This is a genomic window from Pseudomonas sp. BN607 (genome assembly GCF_029871175.1).
GTDB lineage: Bacteria > Pseudomonadota > Gammaproteobacteria > Pseudomonadales > Pseudomonadaceae > Aquipseudomonas.
The window spans coordinates 47,183-73,098 of record NZ_SSOE01000056.1; the positions used below are offsets into that span (position 1 = coordinate 47,183).

At 63.3% G+C, this 25,916-nt stretch carries 24 protein-coding genes; 18 read left to right on the forward strand and 6 right to left on the reverse strand.

What is annotated here, in order from left to right:
- Positions 1–119 precede the first annotated feature (119 nt).
- The 7 genes from E8E68_RS14165 (at position 120) to pdeM (ending at position 11,476) form a co-directional block, all read left to right on the forward strand.
- Complete coding sequence (locus E8E68_RS14165) at positions 120–1,460, forward strand: PLP-dependent aminotransferase family protein (protein WP_280342336.1); 1,341 nt, start codon at positions 120–122, stop codon at positions 1,458–1,460.
- Between the two features lie 104 nt (positions 1,461–1,564).
- Positions 1,565–4,006: a penicillin acylase family protein gene (locus E8E68_RS14170; protein ID WP_280342339.1), complete on the forward strand. Its 2,442-nt coding sequence runs from the start codon at positions 1,565–1,567 to the stop codon at positions 4,004–4,006.
- Between the two features lie 382 nt (positions 4,007–4,388).
- Positions 4,389–5,405, forward strand: coding sequence for a ligase-associated DNA damage response exonuclease (locus E8E68_RS14175; RefSeq protein WP_110742821.1), 1,017 nt, complete (start codon positions 4,389–4,391; stop codon positions 5,403–5,405).
- The gene (locus E8E68_RS14180) at positions 5,402–7,057 is read left to right on the forward strand and encodes an ATP-dependent DNA ligase (protein ID WP_280342342.1); all 1,656 of its coding nucleotides are present in this window, start codon (positions 5,402–5,404) and stop codon (positions 7,055–7,057) included. The genes E8E68_RS14175 and E8E68_RS14180 overlap by 4 nt, the downstream gene beginning before the upstream one ends.
- A gap of 135 nt (positions 7,058–7,192) precedes the next feature.
- A complete protein-coding gene (locus tag E8E68_RS14185; RefSeq protein ID WP_280342344.1) occupies positions 7,193–8,308 on the forward strand; it encodes a M14 family metallopeptidase in 1,116 nt (371 codons plus the stop codon).
- A gap of 67 nt (positions 8,309–8,375) precedes the next feature.
- A complete protein-coding gene (locus E8E68_RS14190; protein ID WP_280342346.1) occupies positions 8,376–10,829 on the forward strand; it encodes a ligase-associated DNA damage response DEXH box helicase in 2,454 nt (817 codons plus the stop codon).
- The gene (gene pdeM / locus E8E68_RS14195; protein WP_266028760.1) at positions 10,826–11,476 is read left to right on the forward strand and encodes a ligase-associated DNA damage response endonuclease PdeM; all 651 of its coding nucleotides are present in this window, start codon (positions 10,826–10,828) and stop codon (positions 11,474–11,476) included. The genes E8E68_RS14190 and pdeM overlap by 4 nt, the downstream gene beginning before the upstream one ends.
- A gap of 6 nt (positions 11,477–11,482) precedes the next feature.
- Here the strand turns inward: pdeM and E8E68_RS14200 are convergent, their stop codons facing one another.
- On the reverse strand, positions 11,483–11,710 hold the full coding sequence (locus E8E68_RS14200; RefSeq protein WP_110742812.1) for a hypothetical protein: 228 nt from the start codon (positions 11,708–11,710) through the stop codon (positions 11,483–11,485).
- Positions 11,711–11,804: 94 nt separating this feature from the next.
- Entirely contained in the window at positions 11,805–12,371 is a 567-nt protein-coding gene (gene dcd, locus E8E68_RS14205) for a dCTP deaminase (RefSeq protein ID WP_003258001.1), read from the reverse strand.
- Between the two features lie 328 nt (positions 12,372–12,699).
- Here dcd and E8E68_RS14210 point away from each other — a divergent pair, with 328 nt between their 5' ends.
- Positions 12,700–12,909, forward strand: coding sequence for a cold-shock protein (locus tag E8E68_RS14210; protein ID WP_003254922.1), 210 nt, complete (start codon positions 12,700–12,702; stop codon positions 12,907–12,909).
- Positions 12,910–13,108: 199 nt separating this feature from the next.
- Here the strand turns inward: E8E68_RS14210 and apbC are convergent, their stop codons facing one another.
- Positions 13,109–14,203, reverse strand: a complete 1,095-nt coding sequence (apbC, locus tag E8E68_RS14215; RefSeq protein ID WP_110742810.1) for an iron-sulfur cluster carrier protein ApbC — start codon at positions 14,201–14,203, stop codon at positions 13,109–13,111.
- Positions 14,204–14,360: 157 nt separating this feature from the next.
- Here apbC and metG point away from each other — a divergent pair, with 157 nt between their 5' ends.
- From metG to E8E68_RS14250, 7 genes are all read left to right on the forward strand, one after another.
- On the forward strand, positions 14,361–16,400 hold the full coding sequence (gene metG, locus E8E68_RS14220) for a methionine--tRNA ligase (protein WP_266028761.1): 2,040 nt from the start codon (positions 14,361–14,363) through the stop codon (positions 16,398–16,400).
- A gap of 168 nt (positions 16,401–16,568) precedes the next feature.
- Complete coding sequence (locus tag E8E68_RS14225) at positions 16,569–17,117, forward strand: Rnf-Nqr domain containing protein (protein WP_280342352.1); 549 nt, start codon at positions 16,569–16,571, stop codon at positions 17,115–17,117.
- Positions 17,114–18,088 (forward strand): RnfABCDGE type electron transport complex subunit D, encoded by a 975-nt coding sequence (locus tag E8E68_RS14230; protein WP_280342355.1) that lies wholly within the window; start codon positions 17,114–17,116, stop codon positions 18,086–18,088. The genes E8E68_RS14225 and E8E68_RS14230 overlap by 4 nt, the downstream gene beginning before the upstream one ends.
- A complete protein-coding gene (locus tag E8E68_RS14235; protein WP_266028765.1) occupies positions 18,085–18,687 on the forward strand; it encodes an RnfABCDGE type electron transport complex subunit G in 603 nt (200 codons plus the stop codon). Before E8E68_RS14230 ends, E8E68_RS14235 begins: the two co-directional genes overlap by 4 nt.
- A complete protein-coding gene (locus E8E68_RS14240) occupies positions 18,680–19,204 on the forward strand; it encodes an Rnf-Nqr domain containing protein (protein ID WP_266028766.1) in 525 nt (174 codons plus the stop codon). The genes E8E68_RS14235 and E8E68_RS14240 overlap by 8 nt, the downstream gene beginning before the upstream one ends.
- Positions 19,205–19,208: 4 nt before the next feature.
- A complete protein-coding gene (gene nth / locus E8E68_RS14245; RefSeq protein ID WP_266028767.1) occupies positions 19,209–19,847 on the forward strand; it encodes an endonuclease III in 639 nt (212 codons plus the stop codon).
- Positions 19,848–19,951: 104 nt separating this feature from the next.
- On the forward strand, positions 19,952–20,128 hold the full coding sequence (locus tag E8E68_RS14250; protein WP_177410695.1) for a hypothetical protein: 177 nt from the start codon (positions 19,952–19,954) through the stop codon (positions 20,126–20,128).
- A 53-nt stretch (positions 20,129–20,181) separates the two neighbouring features.
- Here E8E68_RS14250 and E8E68_RS14255 read toward each other — a convergent pair whose 3' ends face one another.
- Positions 20,182–20,805, reverse strand: coding sequence for a response regulator transcription factor (locus E8E68_RS14255; protein ID WP_266028768.1), 624 nt, complete (start codon positions 20,803–20,805; stop codon positions 20,182–20,184).
- A gap of 371 nt (positions 20,806–21,176) precedes the next feature.
- Between E8E68_RS14255 and E8E68_RS14260 the strand changes: the two genes are divergently transcribed.
- Positions 21,177–21,659, forward strand: coding sequence for a hypothetical protein (locus tag E8E68_RS14260; RefSeq protein WP_266028769.1), 483 nt, complete (start codon positions 21,177–21,179; stop codon positions 21,657–21,659).
- Positions 21,660–21,728: 69 nt separating this feature from the next.
- Here the strand turns inward: E8E68_RS14260 and E8E68_RS14265 are convergent, their stop codons facing one another.
- The gene (locus E8E68_RS14265) at positions 21,729–22,946 is read right to left on the reverse strand and encodes an argininosuccinate synthase (RefSeq protein WP_110742796.1); all 1,218 of its coding nucleotides are present in this window, start codon (positions 22,944–22,946) and stop codon (positions 21,729–21,731) included.
- 157 nt (positions 22,947–23,103) lie between these two features.
- On the reverse strand, positions 23,104–24,066 hold the full coding sequence (locus tag E8E68_RS14270) for an OmpA family protein (RefSeq protein WP_110742795.1): 963 nt from the start codon (positions 24,064–24,066) through the stop codon (positions 23,104–23,106).
- A gap of 130 nt (positions 24,067–24,196) precedes the next feature.
- On the opposite strand from E8E68_RS14270, the gene pyrC reads away from it, so the two are divergent.
- Both pyrC and rnt read left to right on the forward strand, forming a co-directional pair.
- Positions 24,197–25,243, forward strand: coding sequence for a dihydroorotase (gene pyrC, locus E8E68_RS14275; protein WP_280342365.1), 1,047 nt, complete (start codon positions 24,197–24,199; stop codon positions 25,241–25,243).
- Positions 25,240–25,914, forward strand: a complete 675-nt coding sequence (gene rnt, locus E8E68_RS14280) for a ribonuclease T (protein WP_110742791.1) — start codon at positions 25,240–25,242, stop codon at positions 25,912–25,914. Before pyrC ends, rnt begins: the two co-directional genes overlap by 4 nt.
- The last annotated feature ends 2 nt before the right edge of the window (positions 25,915–25,916 follow it).

Sequence of the window (25,916 nt, forward strand, 5' to 3'; positions counted from 1 at the left end):
CGGGCAGCCGAAAGTTCCGACAAGGGGATAGTGGCATGTACTGGCCACTTGCAAACGAACAGTCGACAAGCATTTCCGTTAACTGTTAGGCTTTTTTTTCTAACGGTTTCGGACCTGCCATGATCACCAGCAACCTTCATCTCCTGTTGAAACAACGCCTGGATGCGGGTGAATGGTTGCCTGGCCAGCGCATGCCCTCGATTCGCAAGCTGACGGCTGCCGTCGACTTCAGTTACCACGATGTGGTGTCGGCCTATGCCCAGCTGGTCAGCGAGGGGGTGTTGACGGCGTCACCCGGCCGCGGCTACTTCGTTGCCAACCGCAGCCGCCCAGCCAGCGTGATCCACGAGCCCGAGTGCATGGCCGGCGACCCGCTGTTCCGCCTGCTGCAGGGTGGCCAGCACTACACCAAACTGGGCAGCGGCTGGCTGCCGCCCGCCTGGCGCGACACCGAGCTACTGGCCAAGGCGATCCGGCGCACCGCGCGGCTGGAACAAAGTTCGCTGGCCGAATATGGCGATATCCAGGGCTACCTGCCCATGCGCAAGCAGCTGTGCGTGCACATGAAACGGCTGACCCGCGTCGAAGCCCGCCCCAACCAACTGCTGACCACGCTGGGCGCCACCCAAGGGCTGGACCTGGTTGCGCGGCTATTGATCAAGCCGGGCGACCATGTATTCGTCGATGAGCCGGGCAACGGCAACCTGATCAAGCTGATCCAGCTGGCGGGTGGGCACGTGGTCGGCATCCGGCGGACCCAGGACGGGCCGGATGTGGACGAAATGCGAAGCTACCTGGCCACGCACAAGGTCAAGGCGTTCTTCTGCAACAGCACCTTCCACAACCCGACCGGCAGTAACATCAGCCCACACATCGCCTTCAGCGTGCTGCGCCTGGCGGTGGAGCACGAGTTCTACGTGGTCGAGGACGATGTGTATGGCGACTTCAGCCCGGCCGTGCGCCAGACCTTCGCCGAACTGGACAACCTGGACCGGGTCATTTACGTGGGCAGTTTCTCCAAATGCCTGTCGGCCTCACTGCGCGTAGGCTTCATTGCCTGCTCGCAAGACCTGATCGAACCGCTGACGCGCCTGAAGCTGCTGACCTGCGTCGCCGTGCCGGCGTTCTGCGAACGCTTCGTCAACACCATATTGTCGGATGGCACTTATGCCCGGCACATGAAGGACGTGCAGCAGCGCCTGATTCGCCAGCAAGTGCAAACCCAACGCCTGTTGCTCGAGCGCGGCTGGCAGTTCGAAATTGCCCCGCAAGGGGGTATGTTCCTGTGGGTCTACCACCCAGACCTGCCCGACCTGCAACCTTTCATGCGCAAACTGGAACAGCACAAGATCCTGCTGATGCCCGGTTCTGCATTTGCTGTCACCCGGGACTACCGGCGCTACGCACGTATCAATTGCACACATTTTTCGGACGCCCTGGCCGATCACTTCGACGTTTGATCCGCCGCCGGCAAATAAACCGACCCAGGACCTTGCATGGCGCCTGCGCGCTAACTACCTTTAGCGCCTTTCCAAACCAGCCTCGCCTTGCAGGAGCCCTTGCCATGGCCGCCCCCGCCTTTCCACCCTTCCGCCCGCGGTTCGCAACCGCTGCCACGCTGCTCGGCATGCTCGGGCTGGCCGGCTGCCAGACGGGCGGCTACCAGAACAGCGTGCCACCGACCAGTGGTGTGCAGCCGCTCAAGGGCCTGGCGCAGAATGTTTCGGTGCGGCGCAATGCCATGGGCGCGCCGCTGATCGAAAGCAGCAGCTTTCATGACGCGCTGTTCAGCCTGGGCTATGTACATGCCGGCGATCGCATCGAGCAGATGGTCGCCATGCGCCTGCTGGCCCAAGGCCGCTTGGCTGAACTGGCCGGCAGCGAAGCACTGGACATCGACCGCCTGATGCGCGCCGCCAACCTCAAGCAGAGCGCCGCCCAGCAATATGCCGACGCGTCGCCACGGCTCAAGCGCTTCTTTGAAGTGTATGCGCGCGGGGTCAACGCCTACCTGTTCCGCTACCGCGACAAATTGCCTGCCGAACTGGCCAGCACTGGCTATCGCCCGGAATACTGGAAGCCCGAGGACTCCGCGCTGATCTTCTGCCTGTACGCGTTCAGCCAGTCAGTCAACCTGCAGGAAGAGCTCAGCGCCCTGACCTTGGCGCAGAAGGTCGGCAGCGACAAGCTGGCCTGGCTGCTGCCCGGTGCCCCGGACGAGCCGTTGGCGGACAGCGAAATGGACAAGCTCAAGGGGCTGAACCTTGCCAGCCAGTTGCCGGGGCTGCCAGCCCTGGCGGCCACCAGCCAGAAACTGGCCGATCTCGACCTGCTCGGCAGCCCAGGCTCCGCCAACCTGGCCCTGGGCCCGCAGCGCAGCCGCAGCGGCAAAAGCCTCCTGGCCAGCGACAGCCGCGCGGCCTGGGCCCTGAGCCCGGTGCAAATCCATACCAGCAAATATCAGGTTGCCGGGCTGTCGCTGCCTGGCCTGCCCATCGTGCTGGCCGGTTACAACGGCAAGCTGGCCTGGAGCAGCAGCGCGGTCATGGCCGACAACCAGGACTTGTTCCTGGAGCAGTTGCGTCGCCAGGGCAGCCAGCTGAACTATCTGGCCGACGGCAAATGGCTGCCCGCCCGCCCCCGTAGCGAAACCTTCTTCGTCCGCGGCCAACGGCCGCTGCGCGAGGTCATGTACGACACCCGTCACGGCACCCTGCTGGCTCAGCCAGACAACGCCAGCCTGGGCCTGGCGTTGAACCTGCCGCAGTTCAAGGCCGACCGCAGCCTGGATGCGCTGTTCAACCTGACCCGGGCCAGCAACGTCGAGCGGGCGTTCGACAGCACCCGTGAAGTGACTGCCGCGGCGCTGAACTTCGTATTCGCCGAACCCGAGCACATCGGCTGGCAAGTCAGTGGCCGCTACCCGAACCGCCGTGAAGGCCAGGGCCTGCTACCCTCGCCAGGTTGGGACGGGCGCTACGATTGGGACGGCTACGCCGACCCGATGCTGCACCCGTATGACCAGGACCCGAGCGCGGGCTGGATCGGCCACGCCAACCAGCGCAGTCAGCCGCGTGGCTATGGCATGCAGCTGTCCAATACCTGGTACTACCCTGAGCGCGCCGAACGCCTGGCCCAGCTGGCAGGCAACGGTCGCCACGACAGCCGCAGCCTGATGGCCCTGCAGAACGACCAGGTGACCTTGCTGGCTGACAAGCTCAAGCAGATGTTCGACGCCCCCGGCATGGCCCTGCCACTGAAGCAGGCGATCGACGCCCTGCCTCCCGCCCAGCGCGACAAGGCCCGTGAGGCACTGACCCGGCTCAAGGCTTTCGATGGCCGCCTGAGCCCGGTGTCGGCGGATGCCGCGTTGTACGAACTGTTCCTTCAGGAAGTGGCGCGGCAGACCTTCCTCGACGACCTCGGACCGGAGTCTGGCCCGGCCTGGCAAGCCCTTGTCAGCAATGCACGGCTGTCATTCTCGGCACAGGCCGATCACCTGTTGGGCCGTGATGACAGCCCGTTCTGGGATGACCGCAACACCGCGCAGAAAGAAGACAAGCCCACCATCCTCGCCCGCAGCCTGGCGGGCGCGGTGGATGCCGGCACCGCGCAACTGGGGGCCGACCGCCGGGCCTGGCAGTGGGGCAAGCTGCACCAGTATCGCTGGCCGGCACCGGCCTACCATGGCCTGGGCGACGCCCTGAGCCGCTCGCCGCTGGCCGCAGGCGGCGACTTCAGCACCCTGGCCCTCACCCCATACGCCTGGGGCAGCGACTTCGATACCCGTCTGCCGGCCTCGGCGCGGATGATCGTCGACTTCAGTCAGGCCGAACCGCTGCAGGTGCTGACCAGCAGCGGCCAGTCCGGCAACCCGGCCAGCGCGCACCACGGCGACGCGCTGGATGCCTGGTTCAAAGGGCGTTTCATGAGCCTGCCACTGCAGCCGCAGAATTTCGGGCGGGCGTATGGCAACCAGCGTTTGACCTTGGTGCCGGGGCGGTAAGGCATATGTAACGGGGGAGGCTGAGAAACGCCTGACCGGATATTGGCAGCGCCTGTGGGATCGTGCGCCGCCCGCGCGGCGCTTCGCGGGACAAGCCCGCTCCCACATCTGTTTCGGGCCAATCATTCCTGTGTGGGCACCGCTGTCCGCCTTGTTAGACCGCTCAATGTCGAGCCATGCGCCAAGGGGGCGTACCAATCTGCCACAGGATTAACTGACCCGAAATGTGGGAGCGGGCTTGCCCCGCGAAGCGCCGCGCGGGCGGCGCACGATCTCACAGGCGCTGCCAGTTGCCCGCCCGGCACCTGCCAACCCCAGCCCGTCCGAACTTCCTGCCTCCACCACGGCTCCTAACTGGTAACTCAACCCGTGCAAAACGCCCATGGACCTCGTGATTGCTCGCCCCGAAGGCCTGTACTGCCCGCCTGGGGATTTCTATATCGACCCCTGGCGGCCCGTGGACCGAGCCGTGATCACTCATGGCCACGGCGACCACGCACGCACCGGCAATGGCCATTATCTGACCGCCAGCCCCGGGGCCGGTATCCTGCGCAGCCGCCTGGGCCAGGACATCGATCTACAGACCCTGCCCTACGGCCAGCGCCTGCTACACCACGGCGTGACACTGAGCCTGCATCCGGCCGGGCATGTGCTGGGCTCGGCGCAAGTGCGCCTGGAGTATCAGGGCGAAGTCTGGGTCGCCTCAGGCGACTACAAAGTCGAGCCCGATGGCACCTGCACGCCCTTCGAACCTGTGCCGTGCCATACCTTCATCACCGAATCGACCTTCGGCCTGCCGATCTACCGCTGGCCGAGCCAGGCCGAGATCTTCGCCGGCATCAATACCTGGTGGCGGGCCAATAGCGAGCAAGGCAAGGCCAGCGTGTTGTTCTGCTATGCCTTCGGCAAGGCCCAGCGGATTCTGCACGGGCTGGACGCCAGCATCGGCCCGATCCTGGTGCATGGTGCCGTCGAACCGCTCAACCGGGTCTACCGCGAGGCCGGTGTCCGGCTGCCGGAAACCCGCTATGCCGGCGACATCCCACGCAACGACCCACTACTGCGCCAGGCATTGGTCCTGGCTCCGCCATCAGCCGGAGGCAGCAGCTGGATGCGCCGTTTTGGTGACTACAGCGATGCGTTCGCCAGCGGCTGGATGCTGTTGCGTGGGACACGCCGACGCCGGGGCGTAGACCGCGGTTTCGTGCTTTCCGACCATGCCGACTGGCCAGGCCTGCTCTGGGCCATCGGCCAGACCGGCGCAGAACGGGTTATGGTCACCCACGGCTCGGTCAACGTGCTGGTGCGCTACCTCAACGAGCAAGGCCTGGATGCCCGTGCCTTCGTCACCGAATATGGTAACGAGGACGACGCACCGGACACTGGGCTTTCGCCATGAAAGCCTTCGCCATGCTGTACCTGCGCCTGGACGCGACCACCTCCAGCAACGCCAAGCTCGAGGCTCTGCGCGACTACTTCGCGGCAGCGCCCGCCGAAGATGCTGCCTGGGCCGTGTACTTCCTGGCCGGCGGGCGTCCGCGGCAACTGGTGCCCACGCGTCTTCTGCGCGAACTGGCAACGGCCTTGGCCGGCTTGCCGGACTGGCTGTTCGAAGAAAGCTACCAAGCCGTCGGCGACCTGGCAGAGACCATATCGCTACTGCTACCGCTGCATGCCCAAGGCAGCGACGAAGGCTTGGCGACCTGGGTTGAACAACACTTGCTGCCCTTGCGTGGACTGCCGCCTGAACAGGTCCGGCAGCGCCTGCCACCGCTGTGGGCGCAACTCGAACGCCCCACCCTGATGCTTTGCCTGAAACTGATCACCGGCAGTTTTCGCGTGGGCGTGTCCAAGTTGCTGGTTACCCGCGCGCTGGCGCAATTGGCCGGGCTGGATGCCAAACGCGTGGCCCAGCGCCTGGTCGGCTACACCGATATCAGCCATCGCCCTACGGCCGCCAGCTATCAAAAGCTGATTGCTGCTGAATCCGCCGATGAACACAGCCAGCGTGGTGGCCAGCCCTATCCATTCTTCCTCGCCCATCCGCTGCAAGTCCCAGTCGAGCAGTTCGATGCCTTCCTCGGGCCGCCGAGTGCCTGGCAAATCGAGTGGAAGTGGGACGGTATTCGCGCCCAGGTGGTCAAGCGCGATGGCCAAATCTGGATCTGGTCACGCGGCGAGGAACTGGTGACCGACCGTTTCCCCGAACTGCACAGCCTGGCGCAGACGCTCCCGGACGGCGTGGTGCTCGACGGGGAGATTCTGGTCTGGAAGCCGGGAAATGGAGATGAACTGGCCGTACAGCCGTTTGCCTTGCTGCAGCAGCGCATCGGGCGCAAAACGCTGGGCAAGAAGCTGCTGAACGATGCGCCTGTCGTGCTGCAGGCCTACGACCTGCTGGAGTGGCAAGGCGAAGACTGGCGCAGCCGAGCGCAACACGAACGGCGCAGCCAACTGCAACGGCTGGTCGATGAACACCCGCTTGCACCGGTGCTGCTGTCGCCGCTGCTTGAAGGCCAGGACTGGGCCGACCTTGCCCGACAGCGCGAGCTTTCGCGCAGCCTGGGCGTCGAGGGCCTGATGCTCAAGCAGCGCGAAGCCCTTTACGGAGTGGGCCGGACCAAGGACATGGGCACCTGGTGGAAGTGGAAGATCGACCCGTTCAGCATCGATGCCGTGCTGATCTATGCCCAGCGCGGGCACGGCCGTCGGGCCAGCCTGTACAGCGACTACACCTTCGCTGTGTGGGACGCGCCAGCCGGCTCGCCGGGGCGGGCACTGGTGCCGTTTGCCAAGGCCTATTCAGGGCTCAGTGATGAAGAAATGCGCAAGGTCGACGCCATCATTCGCAAGACCACGGTGGAAACCTTCGGCCCTGTGCGCAGCGTGACGCCCACGCTGGTGTTCGAGCTGGGCTTCGAAGGCATCGCCCTGTCCCGCCGCCACAAGAGCGGCATCGCCGTACGCTTTCCGCGCATGCTGCGCTGGCGCCTGGACAAGCCGGTGGATGAAGCGGATGACCTGGCGACGCTGCAGGGGCTGCTGGCCTGACACCCGTTCCGGACCGTGCTGGCTGGTTCGCGGTAGCCAGGTAAACACCGATGGAGGCGCAAGGCCGGAAACTGTGCTTCTATCTGAATGCCGACCCGTGTCGCAGACCGTTTTCGCCACGCAGCCAGGACCACCATGCACCATTCAACCCACGACCTGCTCTCGCCCGTTCCGGGCATCACCCGTCAACTGCACAGTTTCCACTTCGGCCCCCGCGGTGGCGGCAAGGTGTATATCCAGGCCTCGCTGCACGCCGACGAGCTGCCGGGCATGCTGGTGGCCTGGCACCTGAAGCGCCAATTGGCAGAACTGGAGCAACAGGGCCGCCTGCAGCGCGAGATCATCCTGGTGCCGGTGGCCAACCCGGTCGGCCTGGAGCAGGTACTACTGGACGCACCACTGGGGCGGTTCGAACTGCAAAGCGGCGAAAACTTCAATCGCAACTTCGTCGACCTGTCGGACAGCATCGGCGACCAGATCGAAGGGCACCTGACCCAGGACCCGGCACACAACGTCGCGCTGATCCGCGAATTCCTGCGCAGGGGGTTGGATGCGCACCCTGCGCGCACCCCCCTGCAGGCCCAGCGCCTGATCCTGCAACGGCTGGCCTGTGACGCCGACATGGTGCTGGACCTGCACTGCGACTTCGAGGCGGTCGAGCACCTGTACACCACGCCAGACGCCTGGCCGCAGATCGAGCCACTGGCCCGCTACCTGGGCGCCCAGGCCAGCCTGCTGGCGACCGACTCGGGCGGGCAGTCGTTCGATGAATGCTTCAGCCTGGTCTGGTGGCAGTTACAGCAGCGCTTTGGCAAGCGCTTCCCGATTCCGCTGGGCTGCTGCTCGGTAACCGTCGAGTTGCGTGGTCAGGCGGACGTAAGCCATGACCTGGCCAGCAAAGACTGCCGGGCGATCCTCGACTTCCTCACCCATGCAGGCGTTATCGAGGGCACTTGCGGGGCCCTGCCCGCCTTGCACCGCCCGGCTACACCGCTGGCTGCAGTGGAACCAGTGGCGACACCCCTGGGCGGATTGCTGGTGTATCACGCCAAACCCGGCCAACACCTGGAAGCCGGCCATTTGATAGCCGAAGTCATCGACCCGCTCAATGACCGGGTCACCGCCATACGCAATAGCCAGCCCGGCCTTCTGTATGCCCGCAGCGCACGGCGCATGGCAACGGCCGGCATGGTCATCGCCCATGTGGCCGGCGAGCAGGTGTGCCGCAGCGGCTACCTGCTGGGCAATTGATCCGGTAAAACCATTGCCGCCAACGGGAGGTCTGTAGAAACACAGCCTTCGAAGGACCACTCGCCACATGCCCTCCACCCCCGACCTCGCCAATGCCTGGTTTGCCAAACGTGGCTGGAAGCCATTCGCATTCCAGCGTCGGGTATGGGCGGCGCTGGAGCGCGGCGAGTCCGGCCTGCTCCACGCCAGTACCGGTGCTGGCAAGACCTACGCGGTATGGCTCGGTGCGCTACGTGCGTTCAAGGCCCCAGCCCAGGGTCGCCAGCCGGCACCGTTGCAAGTGGTATGGGTTACCCCCATGCGCGCACTGGCCGCAGACACCGCACGCGCTTTGCAGGCGCCGCTGGAGGAGCTGGAGCTGCCCTGGAGCGTTGGCGTGCGCAGCGGCGACACCGGGAGTGCTGAGCGTGCCCGGCAAAGCCGGCGCCTGCCAAGCGTGTTGGTCACCACACCCGAGAGCCTGACGTTGCTGCTGACCCGGGCCCAGGCCCGTGAGGACTTCGCCACGCTGCGCCTGGTAGTGGTGGACGAATGGCACGAACTGCTTGGCAACAAACGGGGCGTGCAACTGCAACTGGCCCTTGCCCACCTGCGCCAATGGCTACCTGGGCTGACGACCTGGGGCCTCTCGGCCACCCTCGGTAACCTGCAGCACGCGCTGGATGTGTTGCTGCCGCAAGGCGGCCAGCTGATACAGGGGCGACAAGACAAGGCATTGCAGGTCGACACCCTGCTGCCGATGGCGATAGAACGCTTCCCCTGGGCCGGCCATATGGGGCTGAAGATGCTTGCCCAGGTCAGCCAGGAAATCGATGCCAGTACCAGTTGCCTGGTATTTACCAATACCCGAGCCCAGGCCGAGCTGTGGTACCAGGCCCTGCTTGAAGCCCGCCCGGACTGGGCCGGCCTGATTGCCCTGCACCATGCCTCGCTGGCCCGCGATACCCGCGATTGGGTCGAGCGCAGCCTCAAGCAAGGCAACCTGAAAGCGGTGGTCTGCACCTCCAGCCTGGACCTGGGCGTGGACTTCCTGCCAGTGGAGCGGGTGCTGCAGATCGGCTCAGCCAAAGGCATTGCGCGGCTGATGCAACGGGCGGGGCGCTCGGGGCACGCGCCTGGGCGGCGCTCGCGAGTCACGCTGGTGCCTACCCACAGCCTGGAACTGGTCGAGGCGGCGGCGGCCCGGCAGGCACTGGCCGCCGGGCACATCGAAGCCCGCTTCTCACCGCGCCTGTGCATGGACGTGCTGGTGCAGCACGTGGTCAGCATGGCCCTGGGCAGTGGCTTTCACCCCGAGCAACTATTGGCCGAAGTGCGCAGCACGTGGGCTTTTGCCGGGTTGCGCGACAGCCAGTGGCAGTGGGCACTGGATTTTGTCTGCCACGGCGGCAGTTCACTTACCGCCTACCCCGACTACCAGCGCGTTGAGCGCCAGGCCGACGGGGTGTATCGAGTGGCCAGCGAACGCCTCGCTCGTCGCCACCGCATGGGCATCGGTACCATCGTCAGCGATGCCAACCTGCAACTGAAATTCTGGAGCAAGGGCGGTGGCGGCAAGACCTTGGGCAGTGTCGAAGAAGCGTTCATCGCCCGCCTGCGGCCCGGCGATACGCTGGTGTTTGCCGGGCGGGTACTGGAACTGGTGCGCGTTGAGAACATGACCGCCTATGTGCGTCGCAGCACCGCGCGCAAGGCTGCGGTAGCCCGTTGGAACGGTGGGCGCATGCCGCTCTCGAGCGAACTGGCCGATGCGCTGGTCGAACAGCTCGACGCGGCTGCCCATGAACGCTTCGACGGCCCGGAGATGCGCGCAGTGCGCCCATTGCTGGCACTGCAGGCGCAATGCTCAGCCTTGCCCACAACCGGGACGCTGTTGGCCGAAACCTTCAAGTCCCGCCAGGGCTGGCACTTGTTCCTGTACCCGTTCGCCGGGCGCATGGCCAACCTGGGCCTGGCCAACCTGATTGCCTGGCGGGTCAGCCGCACCCAGCCACTTTCGGTTTCGATCGCGGTCAATGACTATGGGTTCGAACTGCTCAGCCCGGGGAATGTGGACTGGGCTACGCATCTGCCCCAGGCACTGAGCACCGAGCAGCTGCTGGAGGATGTGCTGGCCAGCCTGAATGCGGGGGAGATGGCGCTACGGCGCTTTCGCGAAATTGCCCAGATTGCTGGGCTGGTGTTTGGCGGATACCCGGCCGCGCAAAAAAGCACCCGGCAGATCCAGGCGTCCAGCGGGCTGTTCTACGAAGTGTTCCGCAAGCATGATGCGGGTAACCTGCTGCTTGGCCAGGCGCGGGATGAGGTATTGAGTGAAGAACTGGAGATTGAACGGTTGCACCGGCAGCTGCTGAAAATGAATGGGTTGCGGTTGGACCTGCAGGCACTGAAGCGGCCAGGGCCGCTGGCGTTCGCCTTGTTGGTGGAGGGAATGCGCGAAACTTTGAGTACCGAAAAACTGGCGGACCGGATTGCGCGGATGGTTGCGGAGCTGGAGCACGCGGCAGGCGCGGGACAATGAACCATCAGGCCATCGAGCACTGCGGCCAGCTTCTATGGCTGCTCCCGGACAAGTCCATTTACTGGCCAGCACAGCGCGCCCTGCTGGTTGCCGATGTGCATATCGGCAAGGCCGCCAGCTATCGCGCGTTGCACCAACCTGTGCCGCGCGGCACTACCGAGGCGAATTTCGCCCGCCTGGACGCCTTGCTGGAGGCCTATGACTGCGAACGACTGATCGTGCTAGGCGACTTTCTGCATGCGCGCACAGCCCGGGCACCCGCAACGCTAGCGCGCCTGTATGCCTGGCGAGAACGGCATCAGGACCTGAAAATCGTGCTAATTCGCGGCAATCATGATCGCAACGCCGGCGATCCGCCTGCTTCGTTGAATATCGAAGTGCAGGACGAACCGTGGATTCTGGGCCCCTTTGCGCTGCAACATGAACCCAAGGCCCACCCGACACACCCGGTACTGGCAGGCCACGTGCACCCGGTCTTCGTCTTGCGCGGCAAGGCCCGTCAACGCCTGCGCCTGCCGTGCTTCCTGATCGATGCGCAGGTCAGCCTGCTACCGGCATTCGGTGAATTCACAGGTGGCTGGGAGGTCACTCCTGCCAGCACCAGCCAGGTTTACCTGGCCGGCGCCGGCCGCGTCTGGCCACTGTAGCGGCGCTCAGGCCACCGGTGCTGGAGGTGGCTCGTCTGGCAAGGTCGGTTCGCCGGGCTCCATGGGGGGAGATTCACCAGGCTCCGCAGGTTGCGGGGTATCGGGATCAGGCTGGTGGGGCACGCCCCCCGCCTGCATCGGCAGCGGGTGCGCCAGTAGTGACCAGGGCAACAACCCGACGTGATTGGGCTGCAGGCCTGCCAGCTTGGCACTGATTGCGGGGTGGAGTTTCATTGGCTGCTCCTGACGTGAGCCGCTACACATCATGCGCAGCAGCATTATCAGGTTGGAGTGCCAAAGGCGCGGGTAATTCCCCGCGCTTGTCGGCTCAGGTACGCGGCAGGGTGACGCCGCGCTGGCCCTGGTATTTGCCACCACGGTCCTTGTACGACACTTCGCATTCTTCGTCGGACTGCAGGAACAGCATCTGTGCCACACCTTCGTTGGCGTAGATCTTCGCCGGCAGCGTGGTGGTGTTGGAGAACTCCAGCGTCACGTGGCCTTCCCACTCGGGCTCGAGCGGGGTGACGTTGACGATGATGCCGCAGCGGGCGTAGGTGCTCTTGCCCAAGCAGATGGTCAGCACGTCACGCGGGATGCGGAAGTACTCGACGGTGCGGGCCAGGGCGAACGAGTTTGGCGGAATGATGCACACGTCACTCTTGATGTCGACAAAGCTGCCGGCATCGAAGTTTTTCGGGTCGACGGTGGCGGAATTGATGTTGGTGAACACCTTGAATTCGTCTGCGCAGCGCACGTCGTAGCCGTAGCTGGAAACGCCGAAGGAGATGACCCGGCTGTCCTGCTCGCCGCGCACCTGGCGCTCGACGAACGGCTCGATCATGCCGTGTTCCTGCGCCATGCGGCGAATCCACTTGTCCGATTTGATGCTCATGGCGGGGGTGTCCTGAAGAGTTGCGTGGTGAAAATCGTGACGCGCATCTTACCGGTCCCGGCGCCCAGGTTAAAGTTCCCTGCCGCATCCCGCGCCGGGCGGGGGTTGTAGCCGCCGTCGATCCGAATTTGCGTAAAGCGCCTTCAGACCATTGGCAGGTTGCGGAAAGTGGGGTAAGGTGACGCCACTGTGCTGCACGTGACACCGAGAATCTCTAGTTTGATGCACGATCCTGATCGGCCCATCGCTGAATTTTCTGCTCTCTTTGCGCTCAGTCCCGGGCAGGGTTTTTCCTGACCGTTATCAAATTGTCCAAGGAGACAGAAAAATGTCCAACCGTCAATCCGGTGTTGTTAAGTGGTTCAACGATGAGAAAGGCTACGGCTTCATCACCCCTCAGTCGGGCGACGACCTGTTCGTGCACTTCAAAGCCATCCAAGCTGACGGCTTCAAAACCCTGAAAGAAGGCCAGGCTGTTACTTTCGTCGCTACCCGCGGCCAGAAAGGCATGCAGGCTGAAGAAGTTCAGATCGCCTAAGTCGATCTCGCTTCCTAGCTTTCAAAAAAACCCGCCTTCTGGCGGGTTTTTTTATGCCTGTGAAAGGCCCTGCATGCAAAGCCGCTCCCATAGCACAAAACATGACTGACTCATTTTGCCGGGCCCCTGTGGGAGCGGGCCCGCGAACACCGGCAAAGCCGGTGCCCAAGCGGCTGGCCAATCTCCCACAGGAAATGCGTCAGTCTTCGGTGATGGTAATGCTCGGCATCGCCGGCGCCGCAGCTTCCTGCAGCACGATCCGCGCCCCCACCTGGCGGGCCAGCTCCTGGTAAACCATGGCGATCTGGCTTTCCGGTTCGGCAACCGCCGTCGGCTTGCCGCTGTCAGCCTGCTCGCGAATCAGCATCGACAATGGCAGCGACGCCAGCAGGTCGACACCATACTGGCTGGCCAGCTTCTCGCCACCACCTTCGCCGAAGAGGTGCTCGGCATGGCCGCAGTTCGAACAAATGTGCACGGCCATGTTTTCGACCACGCCCAGCACCGGGATGTTGACCTTGCGGAACATTTCCACGCCCTTCTTGGCATCCAGCAAGGCCAGGTCCTGCGGCGTGGTCACGATCACCGAACCGGCGACCGGTACCTTCTGCGCCAGGGTCAGCTGGATGTCACCGGTACCTGGCGGCATGTCGATCACCAGGTAATCCAGGTCGTCCCAGGCAGTCTGGGTGACCAACTGCAGCAGCGCGCCCGAAACCATGGGCCCACGCCAGACCATCGGCGTATTGTCGTCAGTGAGGAATGCCATGGACATGACTTCTACACCATGGGCCTTGATCGGCACGAACCACTTTTGCTCACGGATCTGTGGCCGGGTGCCTTCAGCGATACCGAACATCACGCCCTGACTTGGGCCGTAGATGTCGGCATCGAGAATACCCACCCGTGCACCTTCGCGGGCGAGGGCCAAGGCCAGGTTGGCCGCGGTGGTCGACTTGCCCACCCCGCCCTTGCCCGAGGCCACGGCGATAATGTTCTTGACGTTGGCCATGGCCGGCACCTGGGCCTGGGCCTTGTGCGCAGCCACTACGCAGTCGATCGACACCTCGGCGCCGCTGACGCCCTCCAGGTTGCCGATGGCAGTCTGCAGTACCTGCGCCCAGCCGTTCTTGAACAGCCCTGCGGCATACCCCAACTGCAACTGCACGCGGACCTGCCCGCCCTGGATATCGATGGCGCGCACGCAACCGGCGCTGACCGGGTCCTGGTTCAGGTAGGGGTCGGTGTACTGGCGAAGCACGCCTTCGACGGCGGCACGGGTGACGGCACTCATGGAGACTCCCATTGGCAAACTGAATGTAAAACAGGCGCCTATCCTAACCCGTCAATCGTCAGCAGATGCGCTTGCGGGGTGAAATATCTTCGCCAGCCCTTTATAGTGGCCGATCACCCTCATTTTTACCCCGAGCCAGATAAGTAGCCGAGCCACCATGTCCGAGCCACGTCAGATTCTCGTTACCAGCGCCCTGCCCTATGCCAATGGATCGATCCATCTCGGCCATATGCTGGAGTACATCCAGACGGACATGTGGGTGCGCTTCCAGAAACTGCGCGGCAACCAGTGCATCTATGTCTGCGCCGACGACGCCCACGGCTCGGCCATCATGCTGCGCGCCGAAAAGGAAGGCATCACCCCGGAGCAACTGATTGCCAATGTCCAGGCCGAGCATAGCAGCGACTTCGCCGACTTCCTGGTGGACTTCGACAACTTCCACTCCACCCACAGTGAAGAAAACCGCGAGCTGTCCAGCCTGATCTACTCGCGCCTGCGTGATGCCGGCCACATCGCTACCCGTTCGGTGACGCAGTATTTCGACCCGGAAAAGGGCATGTTCCTCGCTGACCGCTTCATCAAGGGCACTTGCCCCAAGTGTGCGGCCGAAGACCAGTACGGCGACAACTGCGAAAAGTGCGGCGCCACCTACGCGCCAACCGAGCTGAAGAACCCCAAGTCGGCGATCTCCGGTGCCACCCCGGTACTGCGCGACTCCCAGCACTTCTTCTTCAAGTTGCCAGACTTCCAGGCCATGCTGCAGCAATGGACCCGTAGCGGCACCCTGCAGGACGCGGTCGCCAACAAGCTGGCCGAATGGCTGGACTCCGGCCTGCAGGAATGGGACATTTCCCGCGATGCACCGTACTTCGGCTTTGAAATCCCGGGCGAGCCAGGCAAGTACTTCTACGTGTGGCTGGATGCACCGATCGGCTACATGGCCAGCTTCAAGAACCTTTGCGCCCGCCGCCCGGAACTGGACTTCGACGCGTTCTGGAATCAAGACTCGAAGGCCGAGCTGTATCACTTCATCGGCAAGGACATCGTCAACTTCCACGCCCTGTTCTGGCCAGCCATGCTCGAAGGCGCCGGCTTCCGCAAGCCGACCGCAGTCAACGTGCACGGCTACCTGACCGTCAACGGCGCCAAGATGTCCAAGTCGCGCGGCACCTTCATCAAGGCCCGCACCTACCTCGATCACCTGCAGCCGGAATACCTGCGCTACTACTACGCAGCCAAGCTGGGTCGCGGCGTCGATGACCTCGACCTGAACCTTGAAGACTTCGTGCAGAAGGTCAACTCCGACCTGGTTGGCAAGGTGGTCAACATCGCCAGCCGCTGCGCCGGCTTCATCCACAAGGGCAACGACGGTGTCATGGTCAGCGGTGATGCTGCCCCTGAGCTGACCGAGGCCTTCCTGGCAGCGGCCCCCTCCATCGCTGAAGCTTACGAAGGCCGCGACTTCGGCCGTGCCATGCGCGAGATCATGGCGCTGGCCGACCGTGCCAACGCGTGGATCGCCGACAAAGCGCCCTGGTCGTTGGCCAAGCAGGAAGGCAAGCAGGATGAAGTGCAGGCCATCTGCGCCCAGGGCATCAACCTGTTCCGCCAGCTGGTGATCTTCCTCAAGCCAGTGTTGCCCCTGCTGGCGGCCGACGCCGAAGCTTTCCTCAACGTGGCCCCGCTGACCTGGAACGACCACTTGTCGCGCCTGGAAAACCACCCGTTGAACCCGTTCAAGGCGCTGATGAGCCGCATCGAGCCGGCCAAGGTGGAAGCCATGGTCGCGGCCAGCAAGGAAGACCTGCTGGCAGCCGAAGCCAAAGCCCCGGCAGGCAACGGCGAGCTGACCAAGGACCCGCTGTCCGCAGAAATCGAGTTCGACACCTTCGCCGCGGTCGACCTGCGCGTAGCGCTGATCGTCAAGGCCGAGGCTGTACCGGGTGCCGACAAACTGCTGCAACTGACCCTGGACATTGGTGACGAGCGCCGCAACGTATTCTCCGGTATCAAGTCGGCTTACCCCGACCCGTCCAAGCTGGAAGGTCGCCTGACCATGATGGTGGCCAACCTCAAACCACGCAAAATGCGCTTTGGCGTATCCGAAGGCATGGTCATGGCGGCGGGCCCTGGCGGCGAAGAAATCTACCTGCTGAGCCCGGACAGCGGCGCCAAGCCAGGGCAGCGCATCAAGTAAGCAACCTTGCCGAGGGCTGCTTCGCAGCCCATCGCAACGCCGGTCCTGCCGGGTGCAAGCGCACACCTGTGGGGGCGGCCTTGTGTTGAGACAGGGCCGCAAAGCGGCCCCAAGGCTTCGGCGCCAATCACCGGACCATCCCCCCCGATTCCCGGCTATCGTTTTCTCATGAGCGATTTCCTCCTGGTCCTGATCAGCGCTGCGCTGGTCAATCACCTGTGCCAACCACCACAGCCCGTTTCCCGGCTGCATCTGCATGTGCACGGCCTGGCCTGCGCCCTGTGCATTGCCCTGGGCGTGATCGGTGCGCAAGTGCTGGTGCGCGGGATACTGGCTCCGCTGCACGCCCTCGACCTTGCACTGTTCCTGCTTCTGCCATGGCTAGCGCTGCTCGCCTGGGGCCTGCCACGGCTGCTGGCCAAGTTGCGCCCGGCCTGGCCCGTTGCGGCGTTGCCAGCGCTGCTGTCGAGCAATGCCGTAGTCCTGGGGCTTGCCCTGCAACAGACCGGCGACAGCAGCCCCTGCCTTGCCGCACTGTTGCAAGGCGTGCTGGCGGGCGCAGGTTTCTGGCTGGCCCTGGCCCTGTTCGCCGACCTGCGCCAACGCACCGAGCACGCCGATATCCCCGGCGTACTGCGCGGCCTGCCCCTTGAATTGATCGGCGCTGGCGTAATGGCCATGGCCTTTTCCGGCTTCAACGGCATGTTCGCTCAATGACTAGCCCACCCGACCCACGACTGCGCGCGACCATGGGCCTGGTTTTGCTGGCCTGTTTGCCCGGCCTGCTGGCGCTGCTGTGGCTGCACGGCTGGGGTATGCTGCTGAACCTGTTGCTGTGTGCCTGCGCCGCACTCTTGAGTGAAGCCGCGCTGCTGAAGCTCCGTGGCCAGCCGTGCACTGCAGCGCTGAATGACGGCAGCGCACTGGTGACTGCCGTATTGCTGGCGGCCGCGCTGCCGACCCTGGCGCCATGGTGGTTGCCGGTAGTAGCCACATGCGTTGCCATCGGCATCGGCAAGCAGGCCTTCGGTGGCGTGGGGCGTAACCTGTACAACCCGGCCATGGTTGGTTATGCCTTCGTGTTGCTGAGCTTCCCGCTGCAGATGAACCACTGGCCTGGGCCAGCACCTGGCCTGGTCGACAGCCTGCAGCAATTGCATGCCGGTGGCGAACAGATCGACGCGTGGGCCCGGCCGACCATTCTCGACGGGCTGCGCCACAATCGCAGCCTCACCATCGAAGAGCTGTTTGCCACCCATCCGGGGTTCGGCGCTATTGGCGGCAGAGGCAGTGAATGGGTGAACCTGGCCTTCCTGCTCGGCGGCCTGTTCCTGCTGCAGCGCAAAGTGATCAGCTGGCATGCGCCACTCGGTCTGCTGGCAGGGCTGTTGGTGTTCAGCCTGCTGGGCTGGAACGGTTCCGGTTCGGACTCCAACGGCTCGCCGTTGCTGCACCTGTTCTCGGGCTCGACCATGCTGGCGGCGTTCTTCATTGCGACCGAGCCGGTGTCCGGCCCCAAGAACGCGTGGGCCAGGCTTGGCTTCGGCCTGGGTGCAGGGCTGCTGATCTACCTGATTCGCACATGGGGCAGCTACCCGGATGGCACGGCGTTCGCCATTTTGCTGATGAACCTGATGTCACCGACGCTCGACCGCCTGGCCATGCGGCATCAGCAGGCCGGCCGATGAAACGCCTGGCACGAGACGCAGGCTTGCTGTTACTGACGTGCGCATTGGCGGTGTCTGCCACCCTGGCCTGGCGGCAGTGGACCAGCCCGGCCATCGCCAATGCCGAGAAGCAGCTGCAAAACCGCCAGCGGCTGGCCGTACTGCCAGCAGGTATTCATGACAACCAGCCTTTGGACAATCCACTGCCCACGCCCGCCGCCCAGCGGCCCAACAGCCGAATCCTGGCGGCTTACCGAGCGACACAGGCGGGTAAGCCAACTGCCATTATCCTGATCACCCAGACCCAGGGCTATGCCGGGCCGATCGTGCTGAGCGTGGCCATTGCCATAAACGGCCGGTTGATCAGCAGCCAGGTGGTTGAACAGCAGGAAACCCCTGGCCTGGGTGCGCGCCTGGGCGACCCGAAGCTGCACTGGCTGGAGCAGTTTGCCAACCGCGATCTGGGCGATCATTGGGCGCTGAAACGGGACCAAGGCGACTTTGACCAGTTGGCGGGCGCAACCGTGACCTCACGCGCAGTCATCACTGCACTGCAGGAGGCGCTTGGCTATTTCGATGAGCAGCGCAGCGTTCTACTGAAGGAAAACGGGCATGAATAGGCTGTATCTACTGGGGGTAAGCCTGGTGCCCCTGCTGGGCGCCACCCGGACCCTGCGCGAAGGCGCCGCCATTGGCTTGTGCGCAATCGTGATGGGCGGCCTGCACCAACTGTTGCTGGCCCCCCTGCGCCAGCGCCTGGCGAATTGCGCCTATGTCGTGGCCAGCCTGCTGCTGCTGGCAGCCTTGGCCAGTTGCCTGCAGATGGCCCTGCGTGCCTGGTCGCTGCCAATGGCACTTGCTCTTGGCTACTATCCACAATTGCTGTGCCTGCTATGCCTGGCCAGCGACCACCTGCTTCCCGAAGAGGGGCGCTGGCGACTGCTTGCCAGCAACCTCGGCGCTGTATTCGCCGTTTGCCTGCTGCTCGGCGCCATTCGCCAATGGCTGGCCGAATTTGCCAACCTGCACCTGGCCACCCTGGCCCCAGGTGCGCTGCTACTGCTCGGACTGCTGCTGGCCTTGTACAATCGTCTGCGTCCGGGCTCCGCCCATTCCCGCCGTCAAGGAAAGCTCTGATTTCATGAATGCCGCCAAACGCCTGGAGATTTTTCGCAGGCTGCACGAAGACAACCCCGACCCAAAGACAGAACTGGCCTACACCACCCCGTTCGAACTGCTGGTAGCGGTGACATTGTCCGCGCAATCCACCGACGTCGGCGTCAACAAGGCCACTGCCCGCCTGTTCCCCGTCGCCAATACCCCCGAGGCCATCTATGCCCTCGGGGTTGAAGGCCTTAGCGAATACATCAAGACCATCGGGCTGTACAACAGCAAGGCCAAGAACGTCATCGAGGCCTGCCGGCTGCTGATCGAGCGCCACGCCAGCCAGGTACCTGAAACCCGCGAAGCCCTGGAGGCGCTGCCCGGTGTTGGCCGCAAGACCGCCAACGTGGTGCTGAACACAGCATTCCGCCAACCGACCATGGCGGTGGACACCCACATATTCCGCGTCAGTAACCGCACAGGTATCGCGCCAGGCAAGACGGTGCTGGAAGTGGAAAAGAAGCTGGTCAAATTCGTACCCAAGGATTACCTGCTCGACGCCCACCACTGGCTCATTCTGCACGGGCGCTATGTATGCCAGGCGCGCAAGCCAAGATGCGGCAGCTGCAGGATCGAAGACCTGTGCGAGTACAAGCACAAAACCTCTGACGATTGAGGCGATAGCTGAAAACCCATCACCACGATTGAAAAAATCTTTTTTACCAGCGTCTGCTTTCTGGTTATAAGGACGGCCAATGGCCCCTTGGCTTGGAGCGACTCATGAGTGCCGATAAAGACGACCTGTCGATCGAAGATGATTTTGTTGCCGCAGACGATGACGCGGAACCGCAGGTGGAAACCGCAAAGACCAACCTGAGCAAGCGCCGTACCATTGACAACATGCTGGAAGAGCGGCGCCTGCAAAAGCAGCTGGCCGATTTCGACTACGATCTGTAGCCCACCGGTGCCCCTGGCAAAGCCTCCTGGCTGGAGGCTTCAAGGCCAGGCGGTCAGTTCAGACCCTGACGTTGTGCCAGCTCGATCAGGTCGACCAGCGAGCGCGCATTGAGCTTCAGCAACAAGCGCGACTTGTAGGTGCTGACCGTCTTGTTGCTGAGGTACATGCTGTCGGCAATTTCCTTGTTCGAACGCCCTCGCGCAAGCTGCTGCAGCACCGTCATTTCACGCGCCGAAAGGCGGTTGACCATGTCGGTCTCGCTGGCCGCCGCCCTGCCACGTGAAGCGTGCATGGCCTGGTTGGGGAAGTAGCTGTAACCCGACAACACCGCCTTGATGGCACTTAGCAGCTCGGTGAGCTCCTGCTGCTTGCACACGTAACCTGCCGCCCCCGCCTGCATGCAGCGCATTGAAAAGTTGCCCGGCGCCTGCGATGTCAAAACCAATACCTTGCTGCCCGGGCTCGATGTCGCCATGCGGGCGATCACCTCCAGGCCATCGAGTTTCGGGATACCGATATCCAGCACCACAATATCCGGCCGGTGTTGCCGTGTCAGCTGCAGCGCAGCCACTCCATTGTCGGTCTCTGCCACGACTTCATACCCATGCCGTTCCATCAGCATGCGTACGGCAAGGCGTATGACCGGATGATCATCCACGATAAGCACTTTATTCATGCGACATCCATTCATTCATTGTTGTTGCTCTGGCATGTCACCATAACCGACGGGACGCCTGCTGGCGCGGCGATTTGCCGAGGAAACACAAGGGCAGAATAAACTCACAACACTTACAGAAATTTCCTACACATCACGACTATGGTTGTAACAAGCAAAGTCCTTATTACCGAAATTCACCGTATTAACCCACGGTTAATAGGCGTCAGCCGAAAACGCGCTGCAGCTTGAAGAAACATTCAATTCGAGCACGGTGAATAACCAACAAAGCATTGCGTGTGGCCATTTACGCCTCACCCGGAAAGCACTCCAGTCTTTAGTTGATCGCGGCCGTCAGGTAAAGATGGACAAAATCGCTGAAGATGCCCCCCATGCCCCAAGCACAACCTGTCGCCCCGCTGACGATCATTGCCATCTTCTCGGGGATCATCGAAGCTTCCGCCCTCGCCACGCTGCCGTTTCTCAGCGAGTCCAGCCAAAATCTCTACACCTGGTTTTTAGTGGGCTTTCCGTTCTTTCTGACGGCACTGTTTTTCCTGACACTGAACTTCAATTCCAAGTCGTTCTACAACTCGCCCGCTGCACGAACGACACACGACAGTACGCCATCACCGAACAGCGAGGCTACAGCCGCAGTGGCCAATGATGCCCCAGAGGTATTGGCGGACGAACCGCTCACCTTCATGTTCTCCGGGCCCGAGGCCCAGCGCATGATGGAGCGGCAACTCCTCCATGCCCTTGCCCAACCGCCTGGACCAACGCGCACCTGGCGCTTTTGCAACCTGGATAAACGTCAATGTGCACAGCTGTCGATCAGTGCACTTGATCGCGATATCGCTCAACACCACTGTTGAACGCACTGGTTTTCCGCAGGCAAAAAAAACCCTGGCATGAGCCAGGGCTTTCGTTGCACAAGCCAGCTATCAGAGCAGCGAACGGCCCTTGTTGGCAGCAATGCGCATGCGCAGGGCGTTGAGCTTGATGAAGCCGGCAGCGTCAGCCTGGTTGTAGGCGCCGCCATCTTCTTCGAAGGTCGCGATGTTGGCATCGAACAGCGAATCGTCCGACTTGCGGCCAACCACGGTCACGTTGCCCTTGTACAGCTTCAGGCGTACCACGCCGTTCACGTTGACCTGCGAAGCGTCGATCATCTGCTGCAGCATCACACGCTCCGGGCTCCACCAGTAGCCGGTGTAGATCAGGCTGGCGTACTTCGGCATCAGCTCGTCTTTCAGGTGAGCGACTTCGCGGTCCAGGGTGATCGACTCGATGGCACGGTGGGCCTTGAGCATGATGGTGCCGCCAGGGGTTTCGTAGCAGCCGCGCGACTTCATGCCGACGTAGCGGTTTTCCACGATGTCCAGGCGGCCGATGCCGTTGGCACCGCCGATGCGGTTCAGGTCGGCCAGGACGGTGGCCGGGGACTTCTCGACGCCGTCGATGGCAACGATGTCACCGTTGCGGTAGGTCAGCTCGAGGTAAGTGGCCTGGTCCGGTGCGTTCTCAGGCGAGACACTCCAGCGCCACATGTCTTCTTCGTGCTCGGTCCAGGTATCTTCCAGGACACCGCCCTCGTAGGAGATGTGCAGCAGGTTGGCGTCCATCGAGTACGGCGACTTCTTCTTGCCGTGACGCTCGATCGGGATGCCGTGCTTCTCGGCGTAGTCCATCAGCTTCTCGCGGGACAGCAGGTCCCACTCGCGCCATGGAGCAATGACCTTCACGCCTGGCTTCAGCGCATACGCGCCCAGCTCGAAACGTACCTGGTCGTTGCCTTTGCCGGTGGCGCCATGGGAAATGGCGTCAGCGCCGGTTTCGTTGGCGATTTCGATCAGGCGCTTGGCGATCAGCGGACGGGCGATGGAAGTACCCAGCAGGTACTCGCCTTCGTAGACGGTGTTGGCGCGGAACATCGGGAACACGAAATCACGCACGAACTCTTCGCGCAGGTCGTCGATGTAGATCTCTTTTACACCCATTGCCTGAGCCTTGGCACGGGCCGGTTCGACCTCTTCGCCCTGACCCAGGTCAGCGGTGAAGGTCACCACTTCGCAGTTGTAGGTATCCTGCAGCCACTTGAGAATCACCGAAGTATCAAGGCCGCCGGAATACGCCAGTACGACCTTTTTTACGTCCGCCATGCCATCACTCCACGGGGTTGTACGGAAAGGGGTCGATTCTAACGGCGTTGCGGATAAATTTACAGTGGGGCGACAGCTTCTGACGACAAAGCGACAAGAACTTTCGCAGGCGCGACGGATATCTTTTGCGGTAGGACCTGGCCGCAGACTGATGGCTTCACGGCACCTTCGCACCGGGCACGGCGGTAGCCGGGTTCGCCGCCGCCGGTGCTGGCGCAGCGACCGGCGCCACTTGCCCTGCCGGCTTTTCCACCGGTTTCTCAACCACCGCCACCCGATCCAGCTCGATATTCACCCGCCGATTCCGCGCTCGATTCGCCGCACTGTTGTTCTTCGCCAGCGGATAACGCTCGCCATGGAAGCGCACGGTAATCTGCTCTTCCGCCACCCCATGGGCCTTCAGGTAGTCGGCCACTGCCAATGCCCGGCGGCGCGACAGGTCGCGGTTGGTCAGGCGGTTACCGCTATTGTCGGAGTGGCCGTTGAGCTCGACATGATTTACCGTCGGGTCGGCTTTCATGTAGTCGAGGATCACGTCCAGCCGAGCCTTGGCCGCCTCATCCAGCTCGATACCGCCCCCCGGGAAACCGACTTGGGTCTGGCGCACCTGATCGTAATTCATCGGCAGCAGCTTGCCGGCACATACCTGGTAGTCGTTGTAAGCCTTGGCGAAGCTGACCGGCAGCACCCGCACTTCCATCGGCCTGCCCGCCTCTGCAGTGTAATTGCGCACCACCGTGCTGCGCCCATCAAGCAAGCCATTGATCAGGCGGCTGGCCTGGCCCTGGGACGAGCTGAACAGCACACCCGTGCGGGCCAGGCGCACATTACCCAGGTTGATATCGCCCCGCCCCGGTTGCCAGGGCGCCGCTGCCGCCAGCAAACTGGCGTTGCCGGCCCCCAGCACGTTGCTGTCCGAGCGCAGCTGGAACACGGGCTGCTCGCCCGCTCGGCGCACGAATTCACCACTGCCAAAACCGTCGATCGGCTGGATCAGGCGACACTCGAACTGGTCACCCTCGACCTTCCAGGCAATGTTCTCCATGCGCGTCTGGAAAGTCAGTGCGCCGGCCGGCAGGCTGGCGAACAGGGTCAAGAGGGCTAGGTAACGCTGGCGCACGGGCGGCTCCACAAATTCTGACGGCTTACCTGCAGGCTATCGGACGCTGTCCGGAAAACTTGATAGCCGTGCTCGCCCCGGGGTTTTCCGGTAGGATTGGGGCTTGAGTTCGACCCGCCTGGAATCCCCAATGTCCGATCGCCTGACCCTCCTGCGCCCCGACGACTGGCACATCCATCTGCGCGATGGTGCCGTCCTGCCCCACACCGTTGGCGATGTGGCGCGTACCTTCGCCCGTGCCATCATCATGCCCAACCTGGTTCCTCCGGTGCGTAATGCCCAGCAGGCCGATGAGTACCGTCAGCGCATTCTGGCTGCCCGCCCGGCTGGCAGCCGCTTCGAGCCGCTGATGGTGCTGTACCTCACCGACCTCACCAGCCCCGAGGACATCCGCGCGGCCAAGGCCAGCGGTTTCGTGTACGCCGCCAAGTTGTACCCGGCCGGCGCCACCACCAACTCCGATTCCGGCGTGACCAGCATCGACAATATCTTCCCGGCCATAGAGGCACTGGCGGAAGTGGGCATGCCGCTGCTGGTGCATGGCGAAGTCACCCGCAGCGAGATCGACGTGTTCGACCGCGAAAAGCGCTTCATCGACGAGCACATGCGCCGTCTGGTCGAGCGCTTCCCGACGCTGAAGGTGGTGTTCGAACACATCACCACCAGCGACGCCGCGCAGTTCGTCACCGAGGCCCCGGCCAACGTCGGCGCGACCATCACCGCCCAGCACCTGCTGTACAACCGCAACCACATGCTGGTTGGCGGCATTCGCCCGCATTTCTACTGCCTGCCGATCCTCAAGCGCAACACCCACCAGGTGGCGCTGCTGGATGCGGCCACCAGCGGTAACCCGAAGTTCTTCCTGGGCACCGACTCGGCTCCACACGCTCGTCACGCCAAGGAGGCCGCCTGCGGCTGTGCCGGTTGCTACACCGCCTACGCGGCCATCGAGATGTACGCCGAAGCGTTCGAGCAGCGTAACGCGCTGGACAAGCTGGAAGGCTTTGCCAGCCTGCACGGCCCGGCCTTCTATGGCCTGCCAGCAAACACCGACACCATTACCCTGGTCCGCGAAGAATGGACTGCCCCGGACAACCTGCCATTTGGCGAGCAGACCATAGTGCCACTGCGCGCCGGTGAAAAACTGCGCTGGCGCCTGCTGGAGGAAAACGCGTGAGCGAAGACCTCTACGAAGACGACCTGGACACCCAGGGCAGCAGCGGTTCGCGCCACCCCATGGCCGAGCGCTTCCGCGGCTACCTGCCGGTAGTGGTGGATGTGGAAACCGGTGGTTTCAACAGCGCTACCGATGCATTGCTGGAAATTGCCGCCGTTACCATCGGCATGGACGAGAAAGGCTTCCTGTTCCCCGAACACACCTACTTCCACCGCGTGGAGCCGTTCGAGGGCGCCAACATCGAGCAAGCGGCGCTGGAGTTCACCGGGATCAAGCTGGACCACCCGCTGCGCATGGCCGTCAGCGAGGAAAGCGCGCTGACCGATATCTTCCGCGGTGTGCGCAAGGCGCTCAAGGCCAATGGCTGCAAGCGGGCGATCCTGGTCGGTCATAACAGCAGCTTCGACCTGGGCTTCCTCAATGCGGCAGTGGCGCGCAATGACCTGAAGCGCAACCCGTTCCACCCGTTCTCCAGCTTCGACACCGCTACCCTCGCCGGCCTGGCATACGGCCAGACCGTGCTGGCGCGGGCCTGCCAGAGCGCCGACATCGACTTCGACGGGCGTGAGGCGCACTCAGCGCGTTACGATACCGAGAAGACGGCCGAGCTGTTCTGCGGCATCGTCAACCGCTGGAAAGAAATGGGCGGCTGGCGCGACTTCAACGACTGAGT

What these genes read in the sequence shown, in the direction of transcription:
- pyrC (WP_280342365.1), top strand. Translation starts at nt 24,197, where the DNA reads ATGTCCGATCGCCTGACCCTCCTGCGCCCCGACGACTGGCACATCCAT.
- E8E68_RS14240 (WP_266028766.1), top strand. Translation starts at nt 18,680, where the DNA reads ATGAATAGGCTGTATCTACTGGGGGTAAGCCTGGTGCCCCTGCTGGGC.
- apbC (WP_110742810.1), bottom strand. Translation starts at nt 14,203, where the DNA reads ATGAGTGCCGTCACCCGTGCCGCCGTCGAAGGCGTGCTTCGCCAGTAC.
- E8E68_RS14185 (WP_280342344.1), top strand. Translation starts at nt 7,193, where the DNA reads ATGCACCATTCAACCCACGACCTGCTCTCGCCCGTTCCGGGCATCACC.
- nth (WP_266028767.1), top strand. Translation starts at nt 19,209, where the DNA reads ATGAATGCCGCCAAACGCCTGGAGATTTTTCGCAGGCTGCACGAAGAC.
- E8E68_RS14180 (WP_280342342.1), top strand. Translation starts at nt 5,402, where the DNA reads ATGAAAGCCTTCGCCATGCTGTACCTGCGCCTGGACGCGACCACCTCC.
- E8E68_RS14260 (WP_266028769.1), top strand. Translation starts at nt 21,177, where the DNA reads ATGCCCCAAGCACAACCTGTCGCCCCGCTGACGATCATTGCCATCTTC.
- dcd (WP_003258001.1), bottom strand. Translation starts at nt 12,371, where the DNA reads ATGAGCATCAAATCGGACAAGTGGATTCGCCGCATGGCGCAGGAACAC.
- E8E68_RS14200 (WP_110742812.1), bottom strand. Translation starts at nt 11,710, where the DNA reads ATGAAACTCCACCCCGCAATCAGTGCCAAGCTGGCAGGCCTGCAGCCC.
- pdeM (WP_266028760.1), top strand. Translation starts at nt 10,826, where the DNA reads ATGAACCATCAGGCCATCGAGCACTGCGGCCAGCTTCTATGGCTGCTC.
- E8E68_RS14170 (WP_280342339.1), top strand. Translation starts at nt 1,565, where the DNA reads ATGGCCGCCCCCGCCTTTCCACCCTTCCGCCCGCGGTTCGCAACCGCT.
- E8E68_RS14255 (WP_266028768.1), bottom strand. Translation starts at nt 20,805, where the DNA reads ATGAATAAAGTGCTTATCGTGGATGATCATCCGGTCATACGCCTTGCC.
- metG (WP_266028761.1), top strand. Translation starts at nt 14,361, where the DNA reads ATGTCCGAGCCACGTCAGATTCTCGTTACCAGCGCCCTGCCCTATGCC.
- E8E68_RS14265 (WP_110742796.1), bottom strand. Translation starts at nt 22,946, where the DNA reads ATGGCGGACGTAAAAAAGGTCGTACTGGCGTATTCCGGCGGCCTTGAT.
- E8E68_RS14175 (WP_110742821.1), top strand. Translation starts at nt 4,389, where the DNA reads ATGGACCTCGTGATTGCTCGCCCCGAAGGCCTGTACTGCCCGCCTGGG.
- E8E68_RS14190 (WP_280342346.1), top strand. Translation starts at nt 8,376, where the DNA reads ATGCCCTCCACCCCCGACCTCGCCAATGCCTGGTTTGCCAAACGTGGC.
- E8E68_RS14225 (WP_280342352.1), top strand. Translation starts at nt 16,569, where the DNA reads ATGAGCGATTTCCTCCTGGTCCTGATCAGCGCTGCGCTGGTCAATCAC.
- E8E68_RS14235 (WP_266028765.1), top strand. Translation starts at nt 18,085, where the DNA reads ATGAAACGCCTGGCACGAGACGCAGGCTTGCTGTTACTGACGTGCGCA.
- E8E68_RS14230 (WP_280342355.1), top strand. Translation starts at nt 17,114, where the DNA reads ATGACTAGCCCACCCGACCCACGACTGCGCGCGACCATGGGCCTGGTT.
- E8E68_RS14250 (WP_177410695.1), top strand. Translation starts at nt 19,952, where the DNA reads ATGAGTGCCGATAAAGACGACCTGTCGATCGAAGATGATTTTGTTGCC.
- E8E68_RS14210 (WP_003254922.1), top strand. Translation starts at nt 12,700, where the DNA reads ATGTCCAACCGTCAATCCGGTGTTGTTAAGTGGTTCAACGATGAGAAA.
- E8E68_RS14165 (WP_280342336.1), top strand. Translation starts at nt 120, where the DNA reads ATGATCACCAGCAACCTTCATCTCCTGTTGAAACAACGCCTGGATGCG.